This window comes from Streptomyces sp. AC602_WCS936 (assembly GCF_019049125.1).
Classification (GTDB): Bacteria; Actinomycetota; Actinomycetes; order Streptomycetales; family Streptomycetaceae; genus Streptomyces.
The window spans coordinates 347,733-372,539 of sequence record NZ_JAGMUF010000090.1; the positions used below are offsets into that span (position 1 = coordinate 347,733).

General features: G+C 74.8%; 17 protein-coding genes. 6 read left to right on the forward strand and 11 right to left on the reverse strand.

Annotated features, from left to right (window positions below; genetic code table 11):
- Positions 1-31: 31 nt before the first annotated feature.
- The 4 genes from KUM03_RS26900 to KUM03_RS26915 form a co-directional block, all read right to left on the reverse strand.
- Positions 32-3,979 (reverse strand): SAV_2336 N-terminal domain-related protein, encoded by a 3,948-nt coding sequence (locus tag KUM03_RS26900; RefSeq protein WP_217252137.1) that lies wholly within the window; start codon positions 3,977-3,979, stop codon positions 32-34.
- Positions 3,979-5,004, reverse strand: coding sequence for a MoxR family ATPase (locus tag KUM03_RS26905; RefSeq protein WP_217252140.1), 1,026 nt, complete (start codon positions 5,002-5,004; stop codon positions 3,979-3,981). The genes KUM03_RS26900 and KUM03_RS26905 overlap by 1 nt, the downstream gene beginning before the upstream one ends.
- Before the next feature lie 100 nt (positions 5,005-5,104).
- Positions 5,105-6,766 carry a trypsin-like peptidase domain-containing protein gene (locus tag KUM03_RS26910; protein ID WP_217252142.1) on the reverse strand — a complete coding sequence of 554 codons (1,662 nt, stop codon included), beginning with the start codon at positions 6,764-6,766 and terminating at the stop codon, positions 5,105-5,107.
- Complete coding sequence (locus KUM03_RS26915; RefSeq protein ID WP_217252145.1) at positions 6,763-7,155, reverse strand: CU044_2847 family protein; 393 nt, start codon at positions 7,153-7,155, stop codon at positions 6,763-6,765. The genes KUM03_RS26910 and KUM03_RS26915 overlap by 4 nt, the downstream gene beginning before the upstream one ends.
- A gap of 227 nt (positions 7,156-7,382) precedes the next feature.
- Between KUM03_RS26915 and KUM03_RS26920 the strand changes: the two genes are divergently transcribed.
- Positions 7,383-11,051: a S8 family serine peptidase gene (locus tag KUM03_RS26920; RefSeq protein ID WP_217252148.1), complete on the forward strand. Its 3,669-nt coding sequence runs from the start codon at positions 7,383-7,385 to the stop codon at positions 11,049-11,051.
- A gap of 258 nt (positions 11,052-11,309) precedes the next feature.
- Here KUM03_RS26920 and KUM03_RS26925 read toward each other — a convergent pair whose 3' ends face one another.
- The 3 genes from KUM03_RS26925 to KUM03_RS26935 all read right to left on the reverse strand — a co-directional run bounded on the left by KUM03_RS26925 (position 11,310) and on the right by KUM03_RS26935 (position 15,580).
- A complete protein-coding gene (locus tag KUM03_RS26925; RefSeq protein WP_217252151.1) occupies positions 11,310-12,674 on the reverse strand; it encodes a carboxyl transferase domain-containing protein in 1,365 nt (454 codons plus the stop codon).
- Positions 12,667-14,136 carry an acyl-CoA synthetase gene (locus KUM03_RS26930; protein ID WP_217252154.1) on the reverse strand — a complete coding sequence of 490 codons (1,470 nt, stop codon included), beginning with the start codon at positions 14,134-14,136 and terminating at the stop codon, positions 12,667-12,669. Before KUM03_RS26930 ends, KUM03_RS26925 begins: the two co-directional genes overlap by 8 nt.
- A gap of 70 nt (positions 14,137-14,206) precedes the next feature.
- The gene (locus KUM03_RS26935; RefSeq protein WP_217252156.1) at positions 14,207-15,580 is read right to left on the reverse strand and encodes an SLC13 family permease; all 1,374 of its coding nucleotides are present in this window, start codon (positions 15,578-15,580) and stop codon (positions 14,207-14,209) included.
- Between the two features lie 197 nt (positions 15,581-15,777).
- Between KUM03_RS26935 and KUM03_RS26940 the strand changes: the two genes are divergently transcribed.
- Both KUM03_RS26940 and KUM03_RS26945 read left to right on the forward strand, forming a co-directional pair.
- On the forward strand, positions 15,778-16,485 hold the full coding sequence (locus KUM03_RS26940; RefSeq protein WP_217252157.1) for a FadR/GntR family transcriptional regulator: 708 nt from the start codon (positions 15,778-15,780) through the stop codon (positions 16,483-16,485).
- Between the two features lie 4 nt (positions 16,486-16,489).
- Positions 16,490-17,362 (forward strand): RimK family alpha-L-glutamate ligase, encoded by an 873-nt coding sequence (locus tag KUM03_RS26945; protein WP_217252158.1) that lies wholly within the window; start codon positions 16,490-16,492, stop codon positions 17,360-17,362.
- Here KUM03_RS26945 and KUM03_RS26950 read toward each other — a convergent pair.
- Positions 17,359-17,952, reverse strand: coding sequence for a hypothetical protein (locus KUM03_RS26950; RefSeq protein WP_217252160.1), 594 nt, complete (start codon positions 17,950-17,952; stop codon positions 17,359-17,361). The two genes, KUM03_RS26945 and KUM03_RS26950, sit on opposite strands and share 4 nt — an antisense overlap.
- Positions 17,953-18,121: 169 nt before the next feature.
- Here KUM03_RS26950 and KUM03_RS26955 point away from each other — a divergent pair, with 169 nt between their 5' ends.
- Both KUM03_RS26955 and KUM03_RS26960 read left to right on the forward strand, forming a co-directional pair.
- On the forward strand, positions 18,122-18,895 hold the full coding sequence (locus tag KUM03_RS26955; protein ID WP_217252163.1) for an IclR family transcriptional regulator: 774 nt from the start codon (positions 18,122-18,124) through the stop codon (positions 18,893-18,895).
- Positions 18,892-19,761, forward strand: a complete 870-nt coding sequence (locus KUM03_RS26960) for an SMP-30/gluconolactonase/LRE family protein (RefSeq protein ID WP_217252165.1) — start codon at positions 18,892-18,894, stop codon at positions 19,759-19,761. Before KUM03_RS26955 ends, KUM03_RS26960 begins: the two co-directional genes overlap by 4 nt.
- 228 nt (positions 19,762-19,989) lie before the next feature.
- Here KUM03_RS26960 and KUM03_RS26965 read toward each other — a convergent pair whose 3' ends face one another.
- Genes KUM03_RS26965 through KUM03_RS26975 form a run of 3 tightly spaced genes read right to left on the reverse strand, consistent with a single transcriptional unit; the run spans position 19,990 to position 23,233 of the window.
- Positions 19,990-21,384: an NAD(P)/FAD-dependent oxidoreductase gene (locus tag KUM03_RS26965; RefSeq protein WP_217252168.1), complete on the reverse strand. Its 1,395-nt coding sequence runs from the start codon at positions 21,382-21,384 to the stop codon at positions 19,990-19,992.
- The gene (locus KUM03_RS26970) at positions 21,381-22,634 is read right to left on the reverse strand and encodes an MAB_1171c family putative transporter (protein ID WP_374225394.1); all 1,254 of its coding nucleotides are present in this window, start codon (positions 22,632-22,634) and stop codon (positions 21,381-21,383) included. Before KUM03_RS26970 ends, KUM03_RS26965 begins: the two co-directional genes overlap by 4 nt.
- Positions 22,631-23,233, reverse strand: a complete 603-nt coding sequence (locus tag KUM03_RS26975) for a toxin-antitoxin system, toxin component family protein (RefSeq protein ID WP_217252170.1) — start codon at positions 23,231-23,233, stop codon at positions 22,631-22,633. Before KUM03_RS26975 ends, KUM03_RS26970 begins: the two co-directional genes overlap by 4 nt.
- Before the next feature lie 221 nt (positions 23,234-23,454).
- Here KUM03_RS26975 and KUM03_RS26980 point away from each other — a divergent pair, with 221 nt between their 5' ends.
- Entirely contained in the window at positions 23,455-24,807 is a 1,353-nt protein-coding gene (locus tag KUM03_RS26980; RefSeq protein ID WP_217252173.1) for an extracellular solute-binding protein, read from the forward strand.

Below are 24,807 nucleotides of genomic sequence, written 5' to 3' on the forward strand. Positions count from 1 at the left end.
TCCTTGGCATCGTGCGCGGGACAGGGAGCGGTCAGCGGCCGGCCGGCGCCGCGGGCTCCCCGGCGGCGGCCCGTCCGACCGGCCGGTACCAGCCGGTGTCGTCGGCCAGCGGCCGGAAGGTGTCCGGGGCGAAGGCGGGGCCGTCCTGCCCTTCCTCGTACACCTCGTCGTAGTAGAGGGAGTCCGAGAGGGCGATGAGCGCCTGGGCGCCGGAGGAGTCCAGGGCGTCGCGGACCGACCGGGGATCGGCCCGGAAGACCTGCTCCTCGCCGCCGTCGAGCCGGAACTCCGCCTGCCAGAACTCCGCCAGCAGCCGCGGACCGCCCAGGTGCGCCAGCAGCCCGGGCAGGCCCTCGACGGTCGCCCGCAGCAGGGGGGAGGCCTCCACCCGCGGCGCCAGCAGCACGAGCAGGTCGCCCGCCCGGTCGTCCAGGAGCTGGTACGCGTCGCCGTGCAGCCCGCTGTCCGCGAGCAGGTCGGTGACGACGCGGTGCAGGGCGGCGCGGGCTTCACCGTCCGGGGGGCCGTCGGCGAAGGCGTAGCGGGCGCAGTCGTGGAAGTCGGTGTCGAGGCCGGCGTCGTCGTCCGCGTCATCCGCGTCGTCCGCCGTGTGTTCCGCCCCGGAGCCCCACGCGCCCCCCGCCATGGCCCCCACCGGTTCCCCCACCGGGACTTCCCACATGTCCACGGGGAAGCGGGAAGCGTCGGTCTCCGTCTCTCCGGCCCGTACGGCGATCTCCTCGGCCGCCTCCGCCTCCGCCTCCTGCTCGCTGGGGCGACCCTCCTCGCCCTCGCCCAGCAGCGGCGTCCACAGACCGTCCTCCGTGAGGAAGGGCCCCTCCGGAAGTTCGTCCGGCGCGGACACGGCGGTCTGTGGCCCGTCCGGGTCCGCCGTCCCTTCGTACTCCTCCCACGGGGCGTCGTCCGCAGGACCGGCGTGTTCCTCGCGCAGTTCCCGGCCCAGCGCCACCAGCGCCGGGCTCCTCCCTCCGGACAGCTCGTACTCCCCGTACACCTCCAGCGCCTCCTCGACCCGGCCCTGGCGGCGCAGTGCGATCAGGTACAGGCGGCGGAAGTCCTCCCGGTGCGGGTGCGCGCGCAGCAGGCCGGCCAGGTCGTCGGCGGCCCGGTCGTACTCGCCCAGGGCCAGGTCGAGTTCGGCCCGCTTGGTGTGCAGGGCGAGGCGGAGCCGCGTGAGGCGGACGCGGGCGGTGCGGGCGGCGGGGCCCGGCACGTCCGCCAGGGGTTCCGTGCCGCGCCACAGCGCCAGCGCCTCGGTGACGTGGTCGTGGGCCTCGGCGAGCGCGCCCACCAGCCGCGCCGCGTCGGCCCGGCGCACCAGCTCGTCGCAGTGCACCACGTCCACGTGGTCGCAGCTGGTGTGCAGGGCGTAGCCGTGGGCGGACGTCGCCAGTACGCCCGGACCCAGCACGGCGGCCAGCTCGCCGGCCGCCCTGGTCACCTCGGCCCGGGAGTCGCGCGGCTCGTCGCCCGGGTCCCACAGCCCCCACCGCAGCTCCTCGTGCGTCACCGTGCGGCCGTGCTTGAGCAGCAGCGTGGCGAGCAGCGCGCGGACGGCGGGCGGCAGCGTGGGCGAGCCGTCCGGGAGGTCGACCCGCAGCGGGCCCAGGGCGCCGTACCGGCGCGGCTCGTACGCCTCCCCGGCCCTGGTCGGCAGCTCGGGGTGGGTGAGCAGGTCCCGGCCCCGGGCCTGGGTCTCCAGCGACGGGAACATCAGCTGGTCGAAGGCGTGCGCGTAGTGGATGCGCAGGGCCTCGGGCAGCCGGTCCAGGCGGCGGGACTCGATGGGGACGGTCAGGTGCGAGGTCCCCGAGGTCAGCAGCAGCGCGACGTCGCACAGGGCCCGCAGGTCCTCGGAGCGCCCGGCGGGGCCCGAGGTGCGGCCCGGTTCGAAGAGGCTGAGCCGGGCCGTGCCGTCCGGCAGCAGGACCACCCGGGACGCCTCCAGACCGCCGTGCGTGACGCCCGCCTCGTGCAGGGCGGTGAGGGCCCGTGCGAGCTGGGCCCCGACCGACACCGTCAGCGGCGGCGGCAGCCGTCGGCCGTTGGACCGGACGAGCGCGTTCAGGGCGATGCCGTCGAGGTGCTCCATGACGACGTACGGGACGTCGTCCTCGATGCCGCCGTCGAGGACGGTCACCACGTTCGGGTGGGCGAACTCCGTCAGACGGCGCGCGTCCCTCAGGAACGCCCGGCGCGAGGCGGCGTCGGGGAGCGGATCGTGCAGCCGGACCGCCACGGTCCGGTTGGACCCGGTGTCCTCGGCCAGCCACATCCTCCCGGCCGGTGCGAGCCGCCGCACCGGCCGGTAGCGGGCGCGCAGCTCGGGCGGGAAGGGCGAGGGGCCCGGTGGGCGCGGCGACGTGGACAGCTGTCGTGCGCTCTCCTGGCTGATCGCCGCGAACGACCCTTTACCGTCGGCCCGTTCGGTGCCGTCGCGGGAGGGGGTCAGCGCACGGAACTCGCCGGGCGAGCGCCCGGCCCGCTCGTCGATGAGGCCGCCGGTCCGCAGCAGCAGCTCGTGGGTGCGGGCGCGCGCGGTGCGGGGCAGACCGCGCAGGAGCAGCTCGCGTACGCCGGGGCGGAACTCGTAGGAGCCGGGCGGCCCGGGGACGGTGGTGAGCAGGCCGCTGAGGATGACCTCGGCCAGGTGGCTCGGGAGCGGGTCCGGTTCGACGGCGGCCTGCACCAGCCGCATCACCGGCAGGTCCGGGCGCCCGAGCGCGAGGTGGCCGGCCAGCCGGAAGGCCTGCGGGGACGCGCCCGCGCGAAAGCGCAGGACCAGTTCCCCGGCGGACAGCCGGGCGACGTCGGCGCGGTCGTCGGCGTCGGCGGGCAGGGGGCGGTGCAGTACGGCCGCCGCGCCCGGGTACCGGGTGCCGCCCGGACTCGCGACCAGCGACGACCAGTTCGCCAGCCACTCGGGGCCGGGCTCCAGCACCGGCACGTGCACGGAACCCCGGGGGGCTCGCGGCGCGGCGCCGTCGTACGGGGTGAAGTCGAGCGCGGCGCTGGGCGCGGCCCGGTGCGGGGCGGACAGCAGGCCGGGCACCGGCGGCAGCGCGGTGTCCCGCCACAGCTGTTCGGGCAGCGGTTGGAGGACGGCGAGGGGCGTGCGGTGCGCCCAGCGGCGCAGGGTGGCGAACCACCGGGTGCCGGCCGGGCCCTCCCGCCACTGCGGTCCCATGCAGTCGCTGATCAGCAGGGTGACCGTGCGGCCGTCGGCGGGCGCCTGGGCGCCGTCGCCGGGGACCGTGCCGTCGGCATCCGCGCGGTGCAGGGCGACCGTGCGGAAGACGCCCGACTGGGCGAGCGCGGCGTGCAGTTCACGCACCAGGGGCTGCCAGACGGGCATCGTGGGACCCGCGTCGTGCACCAGGTTCAGCCGCAGCCACCGCTCCCGCACGGGGCGCAGTACCGGCAGCCACCACTCGGGTCCGGCGCCGAGCCGGGCGATGCGGTCGGCGGTCGCGGCCTCGTCCACCTCCCGGCCCACCGGGGCGTCGGTACGGCGTTTGAGCGGGCGCAGCGACCGCTGGAGCGCCAGAGGGTGGCGCAGCATCGGCGGGGCGGGCGCCAGCAGGGCGCTGTGCGGTTCGGCCGCCGCCGTCCCCGGGGCGGGCGCCGGGGCGGGCAGGCGCAGGGGGCTGCGGGGGGCGGCCGGCTCGGGCGCGGGAGGGGCTCCGGTTGGACGGTCCTGCCGCCGAGGCTCCCGGGGGCGATCGGCCGTCGGCGGCGGTACGGGAGCGGGCGTGGGCGTGGGCGGCGGCTTGGGCGCCGCGGGTTCCGTACCGGCCGACGGGCCCGGCGGGTGGTGTTCGGCGGACTCCATGTGCCCCGCCAGCCACAGGAGTTCCGCCAGCTCCAGCGGCGTGGGGCGGGGGCCCGAGGACGCCCGGCCGAGGATGTCGGCGAGGCGGGGCAGGGGGTCCGGCGGGCAGGGGCGGTCGGCGGGCATCAGAAGGCGTCGGGCTGCGGGGACCGGCCCAGGTACGGCATCAGCCGCTCCGCCAGCTCGTCCAGGGAGTCGGTGCCCAGGCCGGAGGAGCGGGCCAGGTAGATGGCGTTGAGGAGCTGGTCGGTGGCGAGTTCTCCGCTGCCCACGCGGGACAGAAAACGGTCGATCAGCTGCTGGGCGTATGCGTCGGGCTCGCCCAGGTGGGCGCGGACGATCTCGGCGAGGTGGGCGTCGTCGGGCTGCCGCAGGCGCAGCGAGACGCAGCGGCGCAGGAAGGCGGGCGGGAACTCGCGCTCGCCGTTGCTGGTGAGGACGACGAACGGGAAGGCCCGGCAGCGGACCCGGCCGCGCTCGACCGGCACCCGCTGGTCGGTGCCGTCGATCAGCACCTCGGCGCGTCCGCCGGGGGTGTCGCGCGAGGCGCGCACGAGTTCGGGGATCTCGTACTGGCCCTCCTCCAGGACGTGCAGCAGGTCGTTCGGCAGGTCGAGGTCGCTCTTGTCGATCTCGTCGATGAGCAGGGCGCGCGGACGGGCGTAGGGCAGGAGCGCGGTGCCGAGCGGGCCGAGGCGCAGGTGGTCCTCGACGCCCGTGCCGCTGGCCGCGTCGCCGGGGCGCTCGGCGTCCTGGCGCGCCGCGTACAGCCGGGACAGCGGGTCGTAGGCGTAGAGGCCGTCGTGGAGGGTGCTGCGGCTGGTGATGTTCCACCTGAGGACCGGGCCGAGCCGCAGCTCGCGCGCCACCGCGTAGGCGAGGGACGACTTGCCGGTGCCGGGCGGGCCGGTGACCAGCAGCGGGCGGCGCAGGTACAGGGCCGCGTTGACCAACTGCACCGTGTGCTCGGTGGCCTGGTAGGTCGCGGCCCGGTGGGCGCGGTCGGGGGAGGTGGCCGGGGCGCCGCCGTCGTCGTCCGGCGGGTCGAGCACGGGGTGGCCGTCGAAGGCGCGCCAGGGCGGGGGCGGGGGCAGCCTGGTGATGCCGTCGTGCGGGTCCGGCGCGCCGGTGTAGACGGGCCACAGGGGCATGGTTCTTCTCTCCGAGCGGTCGGTGCGGCGGGTGGTTCAGGTGGTTCGGGTGGTCCAGGCGGCTGGGGCGGGCGGTTCCGGTGACGTCGGGCGGGCGGCTTCAGGCGACGGGTGAGTGCAGCAGGGCGGCGGGTTCGGCGAAGCAGCGGGGGTCGTCCCACAGCAGCTGGAGGTCCCTCGCCCAGTGCCCGTCCGGGTCGTCGGCCGCGTCCGCCGTCTCGCGCAGCTCCATGACCAGGCGGGGGAGTTCGGACGGCGGGACCCCCGCCACGGACACGGCGAGTTCGTCGAGGAACGCGGTGCCGGAGCAGGCGCCGTCGTGCCCGTCGCCGGGGCAGCCCCCGCGCGGCCACAGCAGTACGGGCACGGGCAGGTTGAGGCCCACCTCGAAGTGCTCGCGGGCCGCCGCGGGCGGGGCGGCGAAACCGGCCAGCTCCGCGTCGTCGCGCAGCCGCTTGCGCAGCCCGGCCGGCCGCTCCGGGGTGCCGCAGTCGACGCGGTGCAGTGTGGCGCCCGGGCTGACACCGAGCTTGCGCCACCTCTTGCGCAACTGGTGGCGGAGGCGTCCGCTGCGGTGGCGGTACCGGTCGGTGACGACCAGCGGGTAGGCGCAGCCGAGCGGGGTGGGGTCGTCCTCGCTGCACGCCCAGTGCGCGACCGGTTCGTTCAGCCACGCGCGCGGCAGGACGAAGGTGAGCAGTTCCTCGGCGCCGGGGTCGAGCTGGGTGAACGCCTCGTCGATGCGCTCCTGCACGAAGGCCCGCACCGCGCTCCGGGCCATCCGGCGCGAGGCCACGGGGCGGCGCTGCCCGTCCCGGTACGCGGACACCTCGACCGTGACCTGGTCGGCACCGGCGCCGCTGTGGTCGATCTCCACGACGATGGGCGACCACGTCGCGGGCCTCGGCGGCGGGGACTGCCCTTCCGTCAGCCGCTGCTCCAGCCGGTCGGCGAACCGGGCCACGGCGTCCGGCTCCGTCACCTCCCACTGGACGTAGGCGGCGGCCTGGCGCAGGGAGGCGAAACCGCCCTGAGGGGGCGGCGGGGCGAAGGCGTCCATGGCGGAGACGTACAGCCGGTTGGGATCGCAGGCCAGGCCCGTCTCCTCGGCCCGGCGCACCAGCGTGTACAGCCGCCGGCGCGCGTCCGACCGGTGCCCCGGGGTGGGGACCAGTTCGCCGAGCTCGGGCCAGTAGCGCGCCATGACCTCGACCGGCAGCATCCGCCCGACGCGCACGTCCCTGGCGCCCGCGACCGCGGAGACCATGCCGACGACCGTCCCGTCGGCCAGCGTCACCGCCGCCCCGCTGAACCCGGCCGCCAGCGGCTGCCCGTGCCCCGTCAGCGCCTCCAGCTGGACCCACTCGTCCGAGATGAGCGGGCCGGGCAGGGCCCGGTAGGAGGCGAGCATGCCCTCGTCGTACCCCTTGGGGAAGCCGTAGGCGACCAGTTCGGGGGCGGGCGCGGTCCGTTCCGTGCCGGGGCGGGCGAAGACGGCCGGGGCCAGCGGCACTTCGCGCCCCAGCTCGAGTACGGCCAGGTCGCCGCGGTCGGCGGCGCCGCCCCGCCAGCCGCCGTGCACGGCGACCGTCGCGGACAGCTCGCCCAGCTCCCGGTGGCCCGGGAACGTCACCGTGACCGCGGCGTCCTCGCTCCACCGGACGACATGGGCGCAGGTGAGCAGCCGGCGCCCCGACACGAGGAACCCGGCACCGACCTCATTGCCGCACTCGACGCGGGCGTGCCACGCGGCACCGCTCATGACCGGCCGGCGGCGTCCGGACCCCCGGCACCCCCGGAGTCCCCGGCACCCCCGGGACTTCCGGAGTCCTCCGCGGGCCGGGGCGACCAGCTCAGCCGCACGACCAGATGGCCCTCGGCCGCCCCCTTCGCGATGACCGCGCCGGTCTCCGCGGTCAGCTTGACCCCGAACTCCAGCTCCACCGAGTCGGGTCTGAGCGAGCCGTCCCGGAACACCCGCAGCGCGGACCCGGCGGCGGCCCGCACGCCCTCCAGGGACCCCTCGAAGGTGCGTGCCGCCCGGGCCGGACCGTCGCCGCGCGAGACCAGCCGCGCGCCGTCCTCGTCCTCGACGCCCTCGACGACCACCAGCGCACCGTCCTCGGTGCTGAACTCGACCAACCGGTCCATGACGCCGTTCGCTCCCCGTTCGCCTTCCGTACCCGTGCGGAACCTCATTGTGACGGACGGTACTTGACGGTGTCCCGCCCTCCGTAGCCGGTGCCGCGCAGGGCTGGCGGAAACCCGCCAGGGCGCCAAACCGCCACCCTTGGTCAACTCCCGTGCCCCACAAGCCCCCTGAGACTGCTGTTCAGCACTCGTCACAGCACTCTACGACGACACGAAGAGAGACGTGGATGAGCACAGGACCAGTCAGACGTGGGGCGACCCTCCTGTCGGCGGGGCTCGTGATCGCGCTGCTGCCGGCCGGGACGGCGGCGGCGCAGGAGCCGCCCGGCGCGTCCGCCCGCACCCCGGCCGCCGACGCCCGTACCGACGCCCGCACCGACGCCCGTGAAGGCGCCCGCACCGTCACCCTCGTGACCGGCGACCGGGTGACCGTCGCCGACCTCGGCGGTGGCCGGAAGACGATCACCGTCGAGCGGCCTGAGGGCGCCACCGGCGCGGTGCACACCCGCAGCAGCGACGGGCGGACGTTGGTCGTGCCCGACGAGGCGCTGCCCCATCTGCGCGACGGCAGCCTCGACGAACGGCTCTTCGACGTCGGGGCACTGCTGGAGCAGGGGCTCGCCGACACCGAGACCGGCGAGCTGCCGCTGATCGTGACCTACGAGAAGGGTGCGCGGGCCGCCACCCTGAAGGGGGCCGAGCGGACGCGGTCGCTGCCCAGCGTGCGCGGGGCCGCCGTCGAGGCGGACAAGGGGCGCGCATTCTGGCGGGAATTCACCCGTCGGGGCTCCGCCGTCGACGGCGTGTGGCTCGACGGGCGGGTCACCGCCACCATGGCCGAGTCCAACGCGCAGATCGGCACGCCCGAGGCCTGGGAGGCCGGGCTCACCGGCAAGGGCGTCACCGTCGCCGTGCTGGACAGCGGCGTGGACGCCGGCCACCCCGACCTGGCGGGCCGCGTCGCCGAGAGCCGCAGCTTCATACCGGGCGAGGAGGTCGCCGACCGGCACGGCCACGGCACGCACGTCGCCTCCACCGTCGGCGGCAGCGGCGCGGCCTCCGACGGCAAGGAGAAGGGCGTCGCGCCCGGCGCCACCCTGGCCGTCGGCAAGGTCCTCTCCGACGAGGGCTTCGGCAGCGAGTCCGAGATCATCGCCGGCATGGAGTGGGCCGCCCGGGACGTGGACGCCGACATCGTCTCCATGAGCCTCGGCTCCACGGAGCCCAGCGACGGCACCGACCCCATGGCGCAGGCGGTCAACACCCTGTCCGCCGAGACCGGCGCGCTGTTCGTCATCGCGGCCGGCAACACCGGCGCCTCGTCCTCCATCGGCTCGCCCGCCGCCGCCGACGCCGCCCTGACCGTGGGCGCCGTCGACTCCGCCGACCAGGCCGCCTGGTTCACCAGCGCCGGGCCCCGGTACGGGGACAACGCCCTCAAGCCCGACCTGTCCGCCCCGGGCGTCGGCATCCTCGCCGCCCGCTCCCGGCTCGCGGAGGGCAGCGGCGACTACACGTCCATGGACGGTACGTCGATGGCGACGCCGCACGTCTCCGGCGTCGCCGCCCTGCTCGCCGAGCAGCACCCGGACTGGAGCGGCGCCCGGCTCAAGGACGCGCTGATGTCCACCTCGAAGCAACTCGACGCCTCGGCCTATCAGCTGGGCGCGGGCCGGGTCAGCGTGCCGGACGCGATCGGCGCCGAGGTGACCGCCACCGGAAGCGCCGACCTCGGCTTCTACTCCTGGCCGTACGACGCCAACGAGCCGGTCACCCGCACCGTCACCTACACCAACTCCTCCGACACCGACGTCGAGCTGAAGCTGTCCGTCGAGGGCGCCCCCGAGGGCGTCGCCACCCTCGCCGACACCACCCTCACCGTGCCCGCGCACGGCACCGCCGCGACCACCGTGACCGGCGACGGCGCCGAGGCCCCCGTCGGCCAGACCAGCGGCCGGATCGTGGCGACCGGCGCGGACGGCACGCCCGTCGCGCACACGGCGTTCGGACTGGTCAAGGAGGAGGAGCGGTACACGCTCACCGTCCACGTCAAGGACCGGGCGGGCGCGGCCACTCCGGCCGACCTGACCGTCCAGCGCCTCGCCGAGGGCGTCGACCCCTTCCCCGCGCACGTCGGCGACTCCGGGACCCTCGAACTGCGCCTCGTACCGGGGACGTACAGCCTGGCCTCCTTCCTCGACGTACGCGGCAGCCACGGCGCCGACTCGCTGGGGCTCGGCTTCCTCGCCGCCCCCGAGGTCGTCGTCGACCGGGACCGCGAGATCACCCTCGACGGCCGTGAGCTGCGCGAGGTCAGCGCCGACGTCGGCAAGCGCACCGAGACCCGGCAGCTGATCATGGAGTACGACCGCAGCGCGAACGGCTCCGACCTGTTCGGCGCGGTTCAGGTGCCCCTGACCTACGACAGCGTCTTCGCCGCGCCCACCGGAAAGAAGGTCACCGAGGGCGACTTCGAGTACCGGACGGTGTGGCGGCTCGGCAAGCCGCTGCTGGAGGTCCGGGGGATCGGTGACGCCGCCGTCCAGTCGGGCGGCACCCTGATCGAGGGCCGCACCCGGCTGCCGCTGACCGACGTCGGGGACGGGCCCTTCCCCGAGGGTGTGCGGGGCGAGGCGGTCCTCGCCGAGCTGACCGGGGACACCGAGCCGACGGCCCTCGCGCAGGCCGCGCAGGACGCGGGCGTGAAGGCGCTGTTCGTCACCGACGACGCGCCCGGGCGGCTGATGTCCTGGTGGGGCACGGACGACAACGCCGACCGGCCGCTGCAGATCGCCACGGTGAGCGCGGCCGACGCCGAGCGGCTGCGGGACGCGAAGCGCGTCGACATGACCGGGACGCGCGACACGCCGTACACGTACGACCTGTCCGAGGGCCATCGCGGCGCCGTGCCCGACCGGGACCTCACCTATGAGCCGGGCCGCCGTGACCTGGCCGAGCTGCGGGCGAGGTACCACGCGGCCGAGCCCGCGGGCGGCGGCGAGTTCCGGTACTCCATCACCGACACCTTCCCGATCGGCCTCGGCTTCAAGGAGCGGATCGCCTTCCCGGCCGAGCGCACCGAGTACGTGTCGACCGGGCCCGGCCAGCTGTGGCACGAGTCCGTGACCACCGCCGACGGCGCGCTGGAGCAGCGGTCGGGGACGGTCCGGTACGAGGGCGGCTCGCGCACCGAACTGAACTGGTTCAAGCCGGTGTGGCACCCCTACCTCGGCACCGGCCTCGGCTGGGGCCAGCAGCGGTCCGGCAACAGCATCCAGTTGAACGCGCCCGGCTGGGGCGACTCCGGCCCCGACCACACCGGCTTCGGCGACGTGTGGAGCGAGGGCAGCGGGATGACGCAGACGACGTCGGTGTACCTGGACGGTGAACTGGTCGACCAGGGGCCGAGTTCCGCCGCGTACGTGTGGGACGCGCCGGCCGACGAGCGCACGTACAGGCTCGTCACCGAGACGGCGCTCGACGCCGGGCGCTGGCCACTGGCGACCGAGGGCCGCGCGGAGTGGACCTTCCGCTCGGCCGCCACGCCGGAGGACCGCTGGACCTACCTGCCGCTGATCAACCTCTCCTTCGACGTGGACACCGACCTCGCGGGGAAGGTGCGCGGCGGGAAGAAGCTGCGGGTCGGGATCGGCGCCGAGTACGTGGCCGGTGCCCCGGACACCGGGACGATCGGCGGCGGCGAGCTGGAGGTGTCGTACGACGACGGGAAGACCTGGCAGCAGGTCCGGCTGCGCGGCGGTGACGGGGAGGCGTCCTGGCACGGGACGCTGAGGGTGCCCCGCGACGCGGAGCACGTCTCACTGCGGGCCTCGGCGAGCGACGACCGGGGCGGTTCGGTCACGCAGGAGATCGTGCGGGCCGTGGCCGTGCGCTGACACGCGGACGGCGCCGCCTCCCTGGGACGGGGAGGCGGCGCCGCCTGGTTTCTCGGACCGTCAGACCAGCCAGCCGACGAAGTGGACGATGCCGGCGAGGATGTCGGTGAGAAGGTTCATGATCGTGCAGCTCCTTGCGCTGTGCTGTGTGGGACCTACTGCTAGGACCTACTGCTACTTGGGACATGTGCGTCAACTACGGTCTGCAGCCCGTTGCTTGCACACCGTAAGTATCGTTGGACCCTGCAGCCACATGCGTCATTCTGAGCGACGATCACCTGTTCCAGGGAACAACTGATCGCTTGTTCGGATCACGCCCAGCTCCGCCAAGTCCACGGGGCACAGGCGTAGTTGACCGGCCGTCGCCTCCGCCTCCTCCGGCCCCCGCTTCAGGATCGCCGCCGCCAGCTCCGGCGCGATGACGGAGAAGTAGCTGTCCGGCGTGGCCCAGGTGCGGCCGGGCGCGGCCAGCGCCAGCGCCCCGCCCGAGCCGCCCTCGCCGATCAGCAGCGTCGTCACCGGCGTGGCCACCGACGCCAGCGCGGCGAACAGGTCGGCGATCGCCGGGCCCGCGCCCTGCCGCTCCGCCTCCGCGTCGGCCGCCGCGCCCGGGGTGTCCACCAGGGTCAGCACCGGGACGCCGAGCCGGTCCGCGAGCCGGAGCAGCCGGGCGGCGGTGCGGTAACCGGCGGGACGCGTCGCCGTCCCGGTCTGGGCGGCGTACGCCACCGTCCGCCCCGCGTGCTCGCCGAAGCCGCACAGCATGCCGTCCGGGTCGGTGCCGCCGCAGCGGTCGCCGGACAGGGCCACACGGTGGGTGAAGTAGGCGTCCAGGTAGGCCCCGGCGCGCGGGCGTTCGGGCGACCGGGCCCGCCGGACCGCGTCCCAGCCGCTCACCGGCAGGTCCCGCGCTCCCAGCGGCTCGGGCACGGGCGCCGGTTCGGTCGACGGCGCCGTCAGCAGCCGCAGCCACCGCCCCAGCGTCGCGCGCAGTTCCCCGGTCGGCACTACGGCGTCCGCACTGCCCGCCGCCACCTGCGCCTCGGCCGTGTACGCCGCCGGGTCGGCGTCCGGCGGCCGGACCCGGGACCCGGCGAAACCGACCTGGGCGCCGGGCAGCGCGAGCACCACGTCGGCGCCCGCGCCCAGCGTCGCCCAGCCGCCACCGGTGGCCGGGTCGCGCAGTACGGCGATCTGCGGCAGCCCGGCCTCCCGGGTGAGCGCGGACTGCCGGGCCACCCGCTGGAGCTGGGTCAGCGCGAGCATCCCCTCCTGCATCCGGCTGCCGCCGGTGGCGACCAACGGCACCACCGGCAACCGGTGTTCACGGGCGTACGCGTACGCGGCCTCCAGCCGGTCGCCGGTGCGCCGGCCCAGCGAGCCGCCGAGGAAGCCGAACTCGAAGGCCAGCAGCACGGCCCGGACGCCCTCGACGTGCCCGGTGCCGCAGACCACGGACTCCTCCTCGCCGGTGCGCTCGGCGGCGCGGGCACGGGAGGCGTCGTAGCCGTCCCAGCCGAGGGGGCCGTCGGACGGCTCCGGCCGGGCGGGCGGGCGGGGCAGTTCGGCGAAGTCGTCGGTGAGCAGGGCGAGGAACTCGCGCGCGGACCGGCGGTCAGCCATGGGTCAGCGCCCGCTTCATGATCTTGCCCATGTCGTTGCGGGGCAGGGCGTCCACGTGCCGCACGACACGGGGCCGCTTGTGCGGGGCGAGGCGCCCGGCGACGTGGTCGGCCAGCGTCTGGAGGGCGGGCGGGGAGGCCGGATCGGCGGGCACGATCCACGCCACGATCCGCTCCCCGAGGTCCGGGTCGGGCTCCCCGGTGACGGCGGCCTCCCGCACCCCCGGATGTTCGAGGAGCGCGTTCTCGATCTCGCCGGCCCCGATCTTGTACCCGCCGCTCTTGATCAGGTCGGTGGCCTTGCGGCCGACGATGCGGACGTAGCCGTCGGGGTCGCGCACCGCCATGTCGCCGGTGCGGAAGAAGCCGTCGGAGGTGAAGGCGGCGGCGGTGGCGTCGGGGCGGTTCAGGTACTCGGTGAACAGGTTCGGGCCGCGCACCTGGATCTCGCCGACGCTCTCCCCGTCCAGGGCCGCGATCGGCGTGCCGTCCTCCTCCACCAGCCGCAGCTCGACGCCCGGCAGCGGCACGCCCACGGTCCCGGCGCGCGGCTCGCCGTCCGCCCGCACGCTGGTGTTCATCAGCGTCTCCGTCATGCCGTACCGCTCGATCACCCGCCGGCCGGTGGCGGCGGCGATCCGCTCGTGGTCGTGCACGGGCAGCGCGGCCGACCCGGAGACCAGCAGCCGGGCCCCGGCGAGCGCCTTCGCCAGCTCCGGGTCGCCGGGCAGGGACTCGGCGATCCGGTGGTACATCGTCGGTACGCCGAACAGCATCGTCGCGCCGTCGTTCAGCTCGCGGGCCGCGCCCTCGGTGGAGAACCTGCCCAGGTGCCGCACGGACCCGCCGCGCCGCAGCGGGCCGAGGATGCCCAGCACCAGACCGTGCACGTGGAACAGCGGCAGCCCCTGCACCAGCACGTCGTCGCCGGTCCACTGCCACGCGTCGGCGAGCGCGTCCAGCGTCGTCGCCAGCGCGCGCCTCGGGATGACCGCGCCCTTGGGCGGGCCGGTGGTGCCGGAGGTGTAGACGACGAGGGCGGGGTCGCCGTCGTCGGCGCGGTCCTCGGGGACGGGGGCGGTGGCGTGCACGTCGACGTCGATCCGCTCCAGGGCGCCCAGCGCGGGCGGGAGTTCGGCGCCGGGGGGCGCGAGGACGAGCGACGGCTCGCTGTCGGCGAGGATGTGCGCCAGTTCCTTGTCGCCGGACTTCGGGTTGAGCGGCACGGCGGGGACGCCGGCCAGCAGCGCCGCGACGACGGCGACGGCGGTCTCCATCGCCGGGGTCGCCCAGACGGCGACCCGGCCGGCCCCCCGAATCCGTCCGGCCGTGCCGCCCGCCGCGGCGGCCAGTCGCGCGTACGTCAGGGAGCGCTCGCCGAACCGCAGGGCGGGCCGGTCGGCCACAGCGTCGGCCGGAGCGCCGGTCGGAGCCGGGGAGAGGGCCGGGAAGAGAGAGGACACGCGTCGTACTCCTTAGTCGTTTCGCCGGTCGTTCGGCTGCTGCATGCGATTGCCGGTTCCTTGCCTGGACCTACCCGAAGCCGGGCACCACCAGCACCAGCCACGCCAGCGCGGGCACGGCCGCCACCACGATGCCTCCGTAGATCATCAACTGCCGGAAGAACCGCTCGCGGTCGACGTCCGGGGCCGCGGCCAGCACCAGCGCGCCGTTGGTCGAGAACGGGCTGACGTCCACGACCGTCGCCGACACCGCGAGCGCCGCCACCATGCCGACCGCCCCGATCTCGCCCTGCGCGAGGAACGGCACCGCCAGCGGGATCAACGCGCCCATGATGCCCACGGAGGAGGCGAAGGCCGACACGATCGCGCCGATGTAGCAGAGCAGCACGGCGGCCAGCAGCGGGACACCGATCCCGCCGACGCCCTCACCGGCCCAGGTGATCGTGCCCATCTCCTCCAGCACACCGACGTACGTCAGGACACCGCAGATCAGCAGCACCGTGGACCAGGCGATCTCGCCGACCGCGCGGCGGCTGTCGTCCGGCCAGGCGGTGCTCAGCACGACGGCGAGGGTGACCGCGGTCAGTCCCGCGTCCAGGTCGAAGCCGAGGACGGCCACGACGAGGGCGACCAGGGCGACCAGGGTGGCGATCCGCGCCGGGGTGAGGCGGGTGGCGCCGCCCGTGCCGTCGGTGTCCTGGTCGGGGCGGACGGCCACGGCGGTGGGGGCGGTGCCCGCGGGTCCGGACCCGGACCCCGAACCGGTGCCGGTGCCGGGCCCGGTGGGCTCCGCGCCCTTGCCCACCGCGCCGTCGTCCTCGGGCGTCACGGACCCCCGCGCCCACAGCTTCCGCCCGCCGAACAGTACGAACAGCACGCTCGCGATGAGCAGGTTGGCGATCAGCGAGGCCAGGAAGAGGGTGACCTCGCTGCCCGGCAGGCCCTCACGCTCCACGATGCCGTTGACGATCGAGCCGTAGATGCTGATCGGCGAGAAGCCGCCGGCCTGCGCACCGTGCACCACCATCGTGCCCATCAGCAGCGGGCTGATCGCGTACCGGGTGGCGAAGCTCAGCGCGATCGGCGCGACGATCGCCACCGCCGCCGGGCTCACCGCGCCGATCGCCGTGAGCGCGCCGGTCAGCGCGAACATCACCCACGGGATCAGCGCCACCCGCCCCCGCACCAGCCGGACGGCGGCGTGCACCAGCCAGTCGGTGGTGCCGTTGGCGCGGGCGATCGCGAACAGGTAGGTGACACCGACGAGGACGACGAACAGGTCGCCGGGGAAACCGGCGAAGATGCCGTCCGCGTCGAGGTCCGCGACGAGCGTGCCCACCCCGAAGGCGGCGGCGAAGGCGAGGGCGCCCATGTTGACGGAGCGGGTGGTGGCGATGACGAACACCACCACGAGGACGAGGATCGAGACGAGTTCGGGGGACATGCGGGGCTCCCGAGGGCTGACCTGACGGGCAGGGGGTCTGATTGGCAGAGTGGCTGAGCCACTTGGACGATGCGACGGGTCGACTGGTCGGTCAGCGTGGGCCCGCACCGTGCCCGCGTCAAGGGGTCGCGCACGAATTGGCTCAGCCACTCGTCCACGGGCGGCCCGGTGTTACTCTCCCGGCGAGAGGGGGATCCGTGACCGACGCCTTGCGCCCCATGACCAAGCAGCGCCTGTACGAGCAGGTGCTTCAGCGGCTGCGCCAGTACGTCACCGACGGCGGCCTGCGGGCCGGCGACCGTCTTCCGCCCGAACGGGACCTCGCCCAGCGCCTCGGCGTCAGCCGCGCCTCGGTGAAGCAGGCGATCGTGGTCCTGGAGGTCCAGGGTCTGGTGGAGGCGCGGCACGGCGGCGGCACGTACCTGGTGCGCGACAGCCTCGACGTCGAGCCCGTCGAGGACATGGTCGAACGCCGGCGGCGGCTCCCGGACGTCCTGGAGGCCCGCGAGGCGCTGGAGACCAAGCTCGCCGAACTGGCCGCCGAGCGCCGCACGGAGGACGACCTGGCGGCGATGCGGTCGGCGCTGACGGTCATGGCCGAGGAGGTCGAGGAGGGCGGTCACGGCGTCGAGGGCGACCGCCTGTTCCACGCGGCGGTGACGGCGGCGGCGCACAGCAGCCTGCTCGCGGAGTTCATGCGCTCCATCGCCCACCAGATCGCCGAGAGCCGCACCGAGTCCCTGCGCCAGCCCGGCCGCCCCGTCCGCTCCCTGGCCCAGCACCAGGCCATCCTCGACGCGATCGCCGAACGCCGCCCCGGGCAGGCCGCCGCCGCGATGCGCCGCCACGTCCGTACGGTCGCCAAGGTCCGTCTGCTGGACTGGGACCCGGGAGAGGAACGATAGGACCATGCCACGGATAGCACTCGTCACCTGCCGCCCCGGCCCGCAGGTCAGCGTCGACCGGGACCTGCCGGTGCTGGTGCGGGCCCTGGAGGACGTCGGGGCTACGGCGTCCACCGAGGTGTGGGACGACGACGGCGTCGACTGGGGCGCCTTCGACCTCGCCGTCATCCGCTCCACCTGGGACTACAGCTGGCGGGCCGCCGAGTTCACGGCCTGGGCCGAACAGTGCGGGAAGCTGACGCGGCTGGCGAACCCGGCGCCCGTCGTGCGCTGGAGCACCGACAAGCGCTACCTGGGCGAGCTCGCCGAGGCCGGCGTGCCCACCGTGCCCACGAGCTACGCGGCACCCGGCGAGGCGGTCATCCTCCCCGACGGCCACGAGTACGTCGTCAAGCCGACCTCCGGCGCCGGGGCCCGCTTCGCCGCCCGCTACACCCCGGGCGAGCACACCACCGCACTGCGCCAGGTGGAGCGGATGCACGCCGAAGGCTTCACGGCGATGGTGCAGCCGTACGTGCGCGGCATCGACACCACCGGGGAGCGGGCGCTGCAGTTCATCGGCGGGCGTCTGCTGCACGCCAGCCGCAAGGGCGCCGTCCTCACGCCCGGGACGCCGTACGACGAACGCAAGGTCGCGCACCCGGGCCTGGAACCCTGGACACCGACCGCCGCCGAACTGGCCGTCGCCGAACGCGCCCTGGCCGCCGTACCGGACGCTCCCGAGCTGCTGTACGCCCGGGTCGACCTGGTGGACGGGGACGACGGGCGGCCGCGGGTGATGGAACTGGAGCTGGTGGAGCCGAACCTGTTCCTGTGGCTGCACGAGCGGTCGCTGCCGCGGGTGGTGGAGGCGGTGCTGGACGCGGCGGCTCGCTAGCTGTCCCGGACCGCCGTCCGCTGGAGCAGGCCCCAGGTGAACTCGGCGACGACCTCGTGCCGTTGCCCGTCCGCGTCCGGGGCGGTGAAGGCCAGGCCCCACCGGGTCGGGGCCGAGCCCTGGAGCGGGCGGGCGGGGGCGAAGGCGCGGGCCGCCTCGTCGACCGTGCAGGACCAGGGCGTGAGGTCGTCCAGGGTGCGCAGCGGCGGCGCCTCGGCGCCCGGGGCGCGGACCAGCCACTCGTTCCAGACGACGCCCTTGTCGGCGACGAGGACCTCGAAGCGCAGGTCGGGCCAGAGGGGGAGCGCCCACTGCCGGGCCTCGCACTCCAGGTCGCCGATCCGGCGGGGTGCCGCCGACTCGGGCTCGCCCAGGACGGAGCGGTACCGCGAGGCCGCCGAGCGGGAATGCGGGGAGCGGAGCATCGCCTGCCAGCGGCGGTTGGCCTCCCGCATCTCCGCGATCGAGGCGCCCAGCTCACGGCGGGCGTCCTCCACCGGGCCCGGGTTGTGGTCGGCCATGCGGCGCAGCAGCACGAGCTGGAAGTCGCGCGGGGTGAACGGGCCGGAGGGCCGCTTTCCGGTGGGCATGGGTCCATCGTGGCCCATCAGCCCCGCGGGCACGCAGGAGCACGTGGGGAGTACGCGGGGAGTACGCGGGGCGCACGCCCATTGCCCCGGCAAACGCGATGTGAGTAGCCTGTGTTCGTTATTCCGATCGCCTGTTGAAATCTCGAACAACTTAGGGAGGGGGCCGGACATGGGGCGCCTCGTACCAGCCGTGACCCGGGCTCTCGACATACTCGAGCTCTTCCTCGACGGGGACGGCACGCTCTCCGCCCCCGACATCGTGCGCCGGCTCCAGCTGCCGCGCACCACCGTGCACGAGCTGGTCACCACGCTCGCCGCCCGCAAGTACATCGTCCCCGTGGCCGGGCAGCCCGGACGGTACAGGCTAGGTGTGCGCCCGTACCAGCTCGGCGCCCGCTACGCCGAGCACCTCGACCTCGCCGCCGAGGGCCAGCAGGTCGCCCGGTCAGTCGCCGAGACCTGCGACGAGACGGTGCACGTGGCGATCCTCGAGGACACCGACGTCATCTACATCGCCAAGGTCGACTCCACGCACGCGGTGCGCATGGTGTCGGCGGCCGGGCGGAGGCTGCCCGCCCACTGCACCTCCGTCGGCAAGATGCTGCTGGCCTCCCTCCCCGAGCCGGAGCTCGCCGCCCGCTTCCCGGACGGCACCGAACTGGCCGCGATGACGTCGAACAGCATCACCGACCCGGCGGCGCTGCGCGAGGCCCTGGCCGGTATCCGCGAGCGCGGCACCGCGGTGGAGAACCGCGAGTCCAACCCGGACGTCTCCTGCGTCGCCGCACCGGTCCGCGACCGCACCGGCCGGGTCGTCGCCGCGCTGTCCATCTCCGTGCCCATGATCCGCTGGAGCGAGGACCGCCTCGGCGAGCTGGAGGAACTGGCCGTCAAGGGCGCCGCCGACCTGTCCGAGCGCCTCGGCCACCGGGGCGCGGAATGACGGGGGCGGGTACGGGCACGGCGTACGAGGTGGCCGTCCGGGCGGAGGCGGCCCTCGGCGAGGGACCCACCTGGGACCCGGCGGCCGGCCGCCTCCTGTGGATCGACATCCTGAACTGCCGCGTCCACACGTACGACCCGGCGACCGGCCGGCGCACGGTGCGCCGCACCGAGCAGCACGTGGGCGCGGTCAAGCCCCGCGCGGGCGGCGGGCTCGTCCTCAACCTGCGGGACGGCATCGGCCTGCTCGATCCCGACGGCACCTTCCGCTGGCTGCACCGGGAGACCGTCCCCGGCCGCCGCGCCAACGACGCCGCCGTCGCCCCCGACGGCACGCTGTGGGCCGGCACCATGCGCTACGACGAGGCACCCGGCGGCGGCACGCTGTCCCGGATCACCGGGGACGGCGCGGTGACGACCGTGCTGGACGACGTGACGGTGAGCAACGGCACCGGCTGGAGCCCCGACGGGCGGCTGATGTACTACGTGGACACACCGACCCGCCGCGTCGACGTCTTCGACGTCGCCGCCCCCGACGGCCGGATCACGGGCCGCCGCCCGCTGGCCGTGATCGAGGCCGGCGCCGGCTTCCCCGACGGACTGTGCGTCGACGCCGAGGGATGCGTGTGGGTCGCCCTGTGGGACGGCGGTGCGGTACGCCGCTACACGCCGGCCGGCGACCTGGACCGGGTGATCCCCCTCCCGGTGCCGCGGGTCACGGCCTGCGCGTTCGGCGGCCCAGGGCTGAGCGACCTGTACATCACCACGGCCCGCGTCGGCCTCACGGCCCCGCATCCGCTGGCGGGTTCGCTACTGGTGGTGCCGGGTGCGGGACGGGGGGTGCCGCAGCCGGCGTTCGCGGGCTGAGGACGGGGCGCGGTCGCCGGTCCCGGGCGGGTGCGGCCGGTCCAGGGTGCGTGCTGCGGGTTCGGGGCCGTGTGTGGCGGGTTTCGGACCGTGTGTAGCCGGTCCCGGAGCCTGTGCTGCCGGTTCGGGGGCCGTGTGCTGTAGGTCCGAGGGCGTGTGAGGCATGCCCCCAGGACGCGTGCGGCGGTCGGGGCTGTGTGCGGCCGGTTCGGGGGCCCCGACGTACGCCTAGAGCAACCCGGCGGCCACGCGCTCGCGCTTCGTCAGCGGTGGGCCGCTCAGCTGCGGCTTGAGCGGGCCGGCCGCCGCGGCCACGAGTACCCGCGGCGCCAGCAGGACGTGCGCGCCCCGCTCCAGTGCCATCACGTCCGTCACCCGGCGGGCGACGCGCCCGTTGCCCGTGGCGGTGTACGCGAGCCGGCCGACGTAGGCCGCCGAGAGCCGCTCCCGCAGCGACGGCCCGCCCCGCGCGGCGCCGGGGAAGAACACGTCCTGCCCGACCGCGAGTTCCCACGCGGCGCCCGCCGGGCGGGCCACCGCGCGCTGGGCCGACCGGGCCAGGTCCGGCGCGTCCCAGCCGGACCGGCCGAGCACCGAGCGGAGCGCCAGCGCGCTCTGCGCCGCCACCGACATCCCGTGCCCGTAGACCGGGTTGAGGGCGGCCAGCGCGTCTCCGAGCACGACGAGGTTCTCCGGCCGCACGGGCATGCGCTCGTAGTAGTGACGCCGGTTGGCGGTGGTCCGCGTGGCCGACACGCCGCCCAGCGGCTCCGCCCGCGCCAGCAGTTCGCCGATCAGCGGATGCCGCAGCTCCTCGCGGGCGTACCGTTCGAAGTCCCCGGCGTCGGTGGACGGTTCGCCGCCGCGGGTGCCGAACAGCGTGACCAGCCACCGTCCGTCCTCGACGGGCAGCAGTACCCCGCCGCGTCCCGGCCCCGGGGACCGCGGGTCCGGCTGCACGTTGACCACCGGGAAGCCGTCGCGGGCGTCCCGAGGTGCCCGGTACAGGCGGCTCGCGTACCGCACCCCCGCGTCGACCCGCCGTGTCCTCGGCGCGGGCAGCCCGAGTTCCGCCAGCCACCGGGGGGTGCGCGACGCACGCCCCGTGGCGTCGACGACCAGGCCGGCGCGCAGCGTGCGCACGCCTTGGCCGCCCACCCGTACGCGCACTCCCGTCACGGCGCCGCCCGAGCCGTCGAGCCCCAGCGCCTCGGCGTCCTCGACGACCTCGATCCGTTCGTCGGCGCGCACCAGCTCCCGCACGGTGGCGTCCAGCAGGTCGCGGGTGCACAGCAGCATCTGGTGGGACTCGTCCCACCGCCGGTACCAGCCCCGGGGCGAGAGCACCACCATGTCCGTGGTGACGGGCAGCCGGTGCGCCCCCGCCCGGCGCAGGCGCGCGGTGACGCCCGGTACGAGCTCCTCCAGCGCCCGTGTCCCGCCCGACCACAACTGGTGGGCGTGCCGGGCCTGGGGCAGTCCCCGGCGCGGTCCGGACCCCGCGGGCAGCGCGTCGCGCTCGACCACGGTGACCCGGCCCGCGTACGGCGCCAGGGCGCGGGCGGCGAGCATGCCGGTGAGCGAGCCGCCGAGGACGACGGCTCCGGTGGTGCGATGGCTCATGTGCGGGCGCTCTCTGTGGGGGCGGCCGCACGGGCGCGTACCGCCTCGATCTCGTCGGGGCGGCGCAGCGCCCGGGACATGGCCCCGATGTCGTGGAGGAGGTCGGTGCTGTCCACCTCGCCGGTGCCGTCCTCGCCTTCCGGCGCTCGCCGTCCGTGCTCCACGGCGTCCAGGACCACCACCGCGGCGGCCAGCGCCTTGGCCCGCTCCGGAGCGAAGCCGAGAGCCAGCGCAGCCTCGTACGACCGCCTGCGCCGCGCCTCGTCGATGTGCCGGGACAGGGGGAGCAGCGCGTCCCGGATGAACGTCTCGCGGCGGACGAGGCGCAGTTCCGGCGTGGAGCGCAGGACGAACGGAAGACCGGAGCTCTCGCCGGACCGCAGCAACTGGTACAGCGGCCGCAGTTCGCGGTGGGCGAGCCTGACCAGCCGCCGTTCGTGCAGGTACTGGCCGGCGTGCGGGAGGATGAAGCCGAGGGCGATCACGATGGCGGACAGGCAGGCGACGGGCGGGGCCAGATCGGTGCTCAGCCAGTCCGCGTCGTGGCCCGTCCAGCGGGCCACGACGGCGGTGAGCTTGGCGGCGTCGAAGACCAGGTTCAGCGCGTAGCCGACGCCGAGGAACATCAGCCCCCAGCGCAGCCAGGCGTCGAGGCCGTCGGTGCGCACCCAGTTCCAGATGAGCCACGACGTGATCAGGACGGCCACGGTGTGGGCGAGCAGGTAGAGCAGGATCTGCTCGCGCATGAAGGGTGTCGTCGCGTAGTACGTGTCCAGGTCCCGCAGGCGTTCCACGGGCGCGTCGGCGAGGGCGAACAGCGTCCACAGGACGGCGATCACCCCCGAGTAGACGCCGACCACCCAGCGCACGGCGCGGCGGGTGTCCGCGGCGCGCTCGGACGGCCCGTTGCGCCAGGTGATGATCAGCAGCAGACAGGAGCCGCAGAAGGCGGTCAGCAGGGAGTACACCCACGGCGCCGAGATGTTGGTGACGCCCGTGACCCGGTTGGTCCAGGCGATGGTCGAGGGGGCCGCGAAGACGAACACCGCGCACGCGAGCAGCAGCAGACCGCCGACCGCGCGCAGCAACGGGTCCCGCCAGAGCCGGACGACGGTGGGCAGTTTGATCGCGAACGCGGCCGTGAGGATCGCGGCCGGTATCCAGAAGGAGATGTACAACTCGCCGAGCACGTCGGCCGGTTCGAGCGCCGACCGGACGACGTAGCGGCCCGCGAGCGACTCCGTCGTCACCGTGGTGCACCTCCTCGCCCGCGGTAGCCGAGCGACCTCTGGACGGGGCCGGGAGGGACGGCGCCGGTCCGCCCGGGAAGCAGCGGCCGGCAGGCGGCGGCGAGACGGTGACCGAAGTCGTCGGCGTCGGCCTCGTCGTCCTGCCGGGAGCCGTCGCGGGCGGTCGCGGCCAGCGCCACGTCCGTCCAGCCGGGCCGGTCGGCCAGGGCGCGCACGGCGGTGGAGCCGACGCCGTGGTGGTGCCGGTGCCCGGCGTGGATGTGCCACAACTCGTGTCCGAGGATCACCAGTTGCTGCACCGCCTCGGCCCGCTCCTCGACGATGACCAGGTCGCGGTCGTGGAACTCCACCCACAGCCCGGTGACCAGCAGTTCGTCCGGGAACCGTTCGAAGCGCAGCTCGACCGGCCGTCCGGCGCGGCGCGCGGCCATCTCGGCGCACAGCGTGTGGCACAGCTCCCGCACGTCGCGCGGTGCCCGGTCGCGTGCGTGGGCCGCGGCGGCGAGGTCGGCGGCCAGGGTGCCGGCGGAGCCGCCGCGCGAGCGCCTGAGTGCCGCGGCGGCCCGGACGGCCCGCCCGCGCGCGCCCGCGAGGTTCATGTCTCCCCCTTCTCACGGCCGGTCCGAAGCCCTCCGAGGTTACGCGTCCGCGTCTGTCCGCGTCATGTGATCGAGGGACATCTGTTCAACGCGGAACGACTCCCGGCCGTGGGAATTCGTGCGCGACCCATTGACGCGCCCGGCGTGCGACCTTACGGTCCCGTTCGAAGTTACGAGCGCTATCCGAAATATCGAACAGCTTCATGACAGATGGGCAGGGCATGGGACGACCTGACCTGAATCGCAGGCACTTTCTGGCCGCGGCGGGTGGCCTGACGGTCGCGGGAAGCTTCGGCTTCGCGGCCCTCGGCACGGGCGCCGACGCCCTGGCCTCCGACGCGGACACCCGGGTGCGCTACTGGAACCTCTTCAGCGGCGGCGACGGATACAACATGATCGCGATGCTGGACGCCTTCCGTGCGGACAACCCCGGCATCGACGTGGAGGACTCCACCCTCCAGTGGGGCAGCCCCTTCTACACCAAACTCGCCATGGCGGCCGCCGGCAACCGCGCACCGGACCTCGGCGTGATGCACCTGGGCCGTGTCACCGGCTTCTCGCCCGGCCGCCTCCTGGACCCCTGGGACGTCGGCCTGCTCGCCAAGTACGGCGTGAAGGAAGCCGACTTCAACCCCGAGCTGTGGCGGCGGGCCGTCATCGACGGCAAGCTCTACGCCCTCCCTCTCGACATCCACGTCCAGCTCTGCTTCTACCGCAAGGACGTGCTGAGGAAGGCGGGCCTGCTCGGCGACGACGGCCGGATGGTCCCGGTCACCTCCGTCGACGAGTGGTTCGACGTGCTGAAGGAAGCCAAGAAGGCCACCGAGAAGGGCCTGCAGACCATGGGCTTCTGGCACAACGACCAGAACTTCCAGTGGTGGTTCTTCGTCGCCTTCTACACCCAGCTCGGCGGCACCTGGTTCGACGAGGCCAAGACCGACGTCACCTTCGACACCGGCAAGGCCGTCCAGGTACTGGAGTTCCTGCGCCGGCACATCGCCGACGGGTACGCCGACCCGAACTTCGGCGGCGGCGCGGGCGCCGAACAGTTCGTCAACGGCGCCCCCTTCGCCTGGGAGGGCAACTGGTCGGTGCCGGTCTTCTCGGGGGCGGAGCTCGACTACGGCGCCACCCCGCTGCCGCCCGTCTTCGGCGAGCGGGCCACCCACGCCGAGTCGCACTCCTTCGTCCTGCCCCACCAGGCGGACCGCGGCGGCGCCGCCAACGAGGCCGCGCACCAACTCGCCGCCTACGTCGTCACGCACGCCCGGCAGTGGGCGGCCGGCGGCCACATCCCCGCCTACACCCCCACCCTGTCCACCGCCGCGTACAGGAAGCTGGAACCGCAGAACGAGTACGCCGACGCCATGGACCACCAGGCCACCGAACCGAAGGTGTGGTTCGCCGGCTCCACCGGCATCCTCGCCCAGCGCGTCGGCCCGATCGTCGTCTCCTCCACGATGGGCTCCGCCAAGCCCGAGGCCGCCGCCCGCCGGATGAAGGGCGCGCTGACCGAACTGCTCGCCATGAAGAACCCCATGGACGGCCGGACCGCCGCGCAGGGAGGTGCCTGA

What these genes read in the sequence shown, in the direction of transcription:
- KUM03_RS26980 (WP_217252173.1), top strand. Translation starts at nt 23,455, where the DNA reads ATGGGACGACCTGACCTGAATCGCAGGCACTTTCTGGCCGCGGCGGGT.
- KUM03_RS26945 (WP_217252158.1), top strand. Translation starts at nt 16,490, where the DNA reads ATGCCACGGATAGCACTCGTCACCTGCCGCCCCGGCCCGCAGGTCAGC.
- KUM03_RS26900 (WP_217252137.1), bottom strand. Translation starts at nt 3,979, where the DNA reads ATGCCCGCCGACCGCCCCTGCCCGCCGGACCCCCTGCCCCGCCTCGCC.
- KUM03_RS26950 (WP_217252160.1), bottom strand. Translation starts at nt 17,952, where the DNA reads ATGCCCACCGGAAAGCGGCCCTCCGGCCCGTTCACCCCGCGCGACTTC.
- KUM03_RS26905 (WP_217252140.1), bottom strand. Translation starts at nt 5,004, where the DNA reads ATGCCCCTGTGGCCCGTCTACACCGGCGCGCCGGACCCGCACGACGGC.
- KUM03_RS26915 (WP_217252145.1), bottom strand. Translation starts at nt 7,155, where the DNA reads ATGGACCGGTTGGTCGAGTTCAGCACCGAGGACGGTGCGCTGGTGGTC.
- KUM03_RS26955 (WP_217252163.1), top strand. Translation starts at nt 18,122, where the DNA reads ATGGGGCGCCTCGTACCAGCCGTGACCCGGGCTCTCGACATACTCGAG.
- KUM03_RS26975 (WP_217252170.1), bottom strand. Translation starts at nt 23,233, where the DNA reads ATGAACCTCGCGGGCGCGCGCGGGCGGGCCGTCCGGGCCGCCGCGGCA.
- KUM03_RS26935 (WP_217252156.1), bottom strand. Translation starts at nt 15,580, where the DNA reads ATGTCCCCCGAACTCGTCTCGATCCTCGTCCTCGTGGTGGTGTTCGTC.
- KUM03_RS26960 (WP_217252165.1), top strand. Translation starts at nt 18,892, where the DNA reads ATGACGGGGGCGGGTACGGGCACGGCGTACGAGGTGGCCGTCCGGGCG.
- KUM03_RS26925 (WP_217252151.1), bottom strand. Translation starts at nt 12,674, where the DNA reads ATGGCTGACCGCCGGTCCGCGCGCGAGTTCCTCGCCCTGCTCACCGAC.
- KUM03_RS26920 (WP_217252148.1), top strand. Translation starts at nt 7,383, where the DNA reads ATGAGCACAGGACCAGTCAGACGTGGGGCGACCCTCCTGTCGGCGGGG.
- KUM03_RS26965 (WP_217252168.1), bottom strand. Translation starts at nt 21,384, where the DNA reads ATGAGCCATCGCACCACCGGAGCCGTCGTCCTCGGCGGCTCGCTCACC.
- KUM03_RS26910 (WP_217252142.1), bottom strand. Translation starts at nt 6,766, where the DNA reads ATGAGCGGTGCCGCGTGGCACGCCCGCGTCGAGTGCGGCAATGAGGTC.